Source organism: Shimia sp., from assembly GCF_041624275.1.
In the GTDB taxonomy this organism is placed as follows: domain Bacteria; phylum Pseudomonadota; class Alphaproteobacteria; order Rhodobacterales; family Rhodobacteraceae; genus Shimia.
On the sequence record NZ_JBFJVE010000250.1, the window covers coordinates 1 to 3386 of the forward strand.

The following is a 3386-nucleotide window of genomic DNA, read 5'->3' on the forward strand; positions in this document are numbered from 1 at the left end:
CATGATTCGCTCGAGCGTCAGAACGAGAAGCTTCTGAAGATCACCGAGACCCTGATGCGCCGGGTGGAGCAGAGCACCGAGGCCTCGGGCGCGGCCTATACCCAGTTCCAGCGGGCGGTGATGCTGGAAGAGGAAGTGCGTTTGCGCACCCGGGAATTGGAGCACGCGCTGGATCTGCTCAACGAATCCAACGCCCGGCTGGGCAAGGCCAACGCCGAAACCGAGGCGGCCCGCGCCAATCTCGCCAACGCGATCGAGACGGTGCAGGAGGGCTTTGCCCTGTTCAGCCCGCAGGACGAGATGGTCATGTGCAACAGCCGTTTCGGCGAACACATGCTGGACATCTACCACCTGTTCAAACCCGGGCTCCGGTTCGAGGATTACGTTCATCTGGTCGCGACCAGCCCCTATCTGTCCCTGCCCGAAGGCGAGACCCCCGCAAGCTGGGAAGCCTACCGGATGAGCCGCCACAAGGACAATCACGCCGTGTTCAACGCCCGCACCGCGGGCAGTCGCTGGCTGCAGGTCAGCGAGCACCGCACACCCGATGGCGGCACCGTGATCCTGCAGACCGACATCTCGGACATGATGCGGTTGGAGCGGCAGGAACGCGAGCGGCTTCTGGATGACCAGGCCCAGCTGATCAAGGCGACGCTGGAGCATCTGAACCAGGGGATCTGTATCTTTGACAAGCAGAACCGGCTGGTGGGCTGGAACCGCCGCGCCGGGGAGTTTCTGGCGCTGCCGGCGACCAAGCTTCAGTTGGGCACCTTCTTCAACACGCTCTACAACTTGATCCGCGAAGAGGTGCGTTTCCTCGGAGAAACCAAGCATGGCGATGTCGAAGCCTGGGTCGACAGCGGCGCCAAACGCCCGCCCCTGTCGTTCGAGATCGGCATCGGCAATGAACGGATCCTGGCCGTTTTCGCCCAGCAGATGCCGGACCGGGGCTTCGTGATCAGCTTTACCGACGTGTCATCCGAACGTGCCGCGGTGCGCGCGATTGCCCGTGTGAACGAGACGCTGGAACAGCGGGTCGCCGAACGCACGCTGGAACTCGAGGACGCCCTGTCCGAGGCCGAACGCGCCAATGCCTCGAAATCACGTTTCGTGGCCGCGGCCAGCCACGATCTTTTGCAACCCCTGTCGGCGGCCAAACTATACGTCGCCTCGCTGGAAAACGACCTCGACGCGCCAGAGCTGCGGGAGCGGGTCGCCAAGGCCGGCAATGCGCTGGTCAGTGTCGAGCGCATTCTCGGCGCGCTTCTGGATATTTCCAAACTGGATTCCGGACAGGCCTCGGTGGATCTTTCGACCATCAGCCTCAAGGACATGCTGACCCAGCTGAGCGACGAGCTGGAACCGCTGGCGGAACGCAAGGGGCTGGAATTCCGGCTGGTCAACAGCGACGCCATGGTCAAGAGCGATGCCTCCTATCTGCGGCGCATCCTGCAGAACCTGGCATCGAACGCGATCCGCTATACCGAGACCGGCAAGGTGCTGATCGGGGTTCGCCACAACAAGTCCACCGTGCGCGTCGAGGTCTGGGACACCGGCCCCGGCATTCCCGAAGGTCAGCAGGAAAAGGTGTTCGACGAATTCCACCGGCTCAACGCCGCCGCCAGCCCCTCAGAGGGCATGGGGCTGGGGCTGGCCATTGTCGAACGCGCCTGCCGGCTGCTGCAACACCCGCTGCAACTGACCTCGCAGCCCGGCAGCGGCACCTGTTTCTCGGTGGAGCTACCCAGAAGCACGGCGGTGCGCAGCCATACCACGGGCAAGGCGTTTTCCGCGCGGGGGCGTTCGCTGGAGCACCGTATCGCCGTGCTGATCGAGAATGACGCCGAACTGCGCGCGGCGATGTCCATTATCATGGAAAACTGGGGGCTCGACGTGCTGCCCTGCGCCAGCCATTGCGAGGCCGAAGCGGTTCTGTGCGAGGTCGACATTGCCCCGGACGTGATCGTGGCGGACTTTCAGCTGGACGACGGCGCCCTTGGCACCGATGCGATCGCCGGCCTGCGCTCGCGTTTCGGACCGATCCCGGCCTGCCTTGTCACGGCCAACCGCTCGCCCGAGCTTCACGGCACCTGCGATGCGATGGACGTCGCCCTGATCCACAAGCCCGTCGACCCGGAGGTGCTGCGCAGCTTCATGGAAACGGTCCTGCCCGCCTAGCGGATACAGACGTCCGAACGGGTCAGAAAGCGCCGGCCGCTGCCGTTTTCCAGAGAGAACATGCCGCCGATCCCGGAGATGGCGTCGATCACCAGATCGGTGTGTTTCCAGCGCTGGTATTGATCGGCATTCATGTAGAACGGCACGCCGCCGATCTCGCCGACCAGCACATCATGGTCGCCGACGATATAGTCGCCCTGCTGAAAGCACATCGGGGCCGAACCGTCGCAGCAGCCGCCGGATTGATGAAACAGCAGCTGTTCGCCGAAACGCGATTTGAGTTCGGCAAGCAGATCCAGCGCGGCCTCGGTGGCGGTGACGGACATGCGATCGCTCATCGGTACTCTCCTAAAGGGGAAGCCGGCCCCGGGGGAGAACGGGGCCGGCTGATTGGTGTCTTCAGAAAAAGCCCAGTGCGTTGGGGCTGTAGGACACCAGGAGGTTCTTGGTCTGGCGGTAATGGTCCAGCATCATCTTGTGGGTCTCGCGACCGATGCCCGACTGCTTGTAGCCACCAAAGGCCGCGTGGGCCGGGTAGGCGTGGTAGCAGTTGGTCCAGACACGGCCGGCCTGGATCTCGCGACCGAAACGGAAGGCGCGGTTGGTGTCGCGGGTCCAGACACCGGCGCCAAGGCCGTAAAGCGTGTCGTTGGCGATCTCCAGCGCCTCGGCGTCGTCCTTGAAGGTGGTCACCGACAGAACCGGACCGAAGATCTCTTCCTGGAAGATGCGCATCTTGTTGTGGCCCTTGAACACGGTCGGCTCGATGTAGTTGCCGCCTTCAAGTCCCGCCAAGGTCGACACATTGCCACCGGTCAGCAGTTCTGCGCCCTCGTCCTTGCCCAGTTGCAGATAGGAGGCGATCTTCTCTTTCTGCTCGGTCGAAGCCTGGGCACCGATCATGGTGTCCATGGCCAGCGGGTTGCCCTGCTTGACGGCCTTCACCCGTTCGATGGCGCGGGCCATGAAGTCATCGTAGATCGACTCGTGGATCAGGGCGCGGCTCGGGCAGGTGCAGACCTCGCCCTGGTTCAGGGCGAACATGGTGAAGCCTTCGAGACATTTGTCGAAATAGGCGTCATCGGCGTTCATCACGTCTTCGAAGAAGATGTTCGGCGACTTGCCGCCCAGTTCCAGCGTCACCGGGATCAGGTTCTGCGAGGCATATTGCATGATCAGGCGGCCGGTGGTGGTTTCCCCGGTGAAGG

Annotated in this window: 2 protein-coding genes and 1 pseudogene; 1 reads left to right on the forward strand and 2 read right to left on the reverse strand. The window is 63.2% G+C overall.

What is annotated here, in order from left to right; all coding sequences use genetic code 11:
- The coding region (locus ABZD10_RS14530; RefSeq protein WP_372887576.1) for a PAS-domain containing protein at positions 1-2178 on the forward strand (2178 nt) is incomplete at its 5' end.
- On the opposite strand, the gene ABZD10_RS14535 is transcribed toward ABZD10_RS14530, so the two are convergent.
- Together ABZD10_RS14535 and adh are read right to left on the reverse strand one after the other, a co-directional pair.
- Positions 2175-2516, reverse strand: a complete 342-nt coding sequence (locus ABZD10_RS14535) for a DUF779 domain-containing protein (protein ID WP_372887578.1) — start codon at positions 2514-2516, stop codon at positions 2175-2177. The two genes, ABZD10_RS14530 and ABZD10_RS14535, sit on opposite strands and share 4 nt — an antisense overlap.
- A gap of 61 nt (positions 2517-2577) precedes the next feature.
- A pseudogene (gene adh, locus ABZD10_RS14540) lies at positions 2578-3386 on the reverse strand (aldehyde dehydrogenase); the annotation flags it as partial.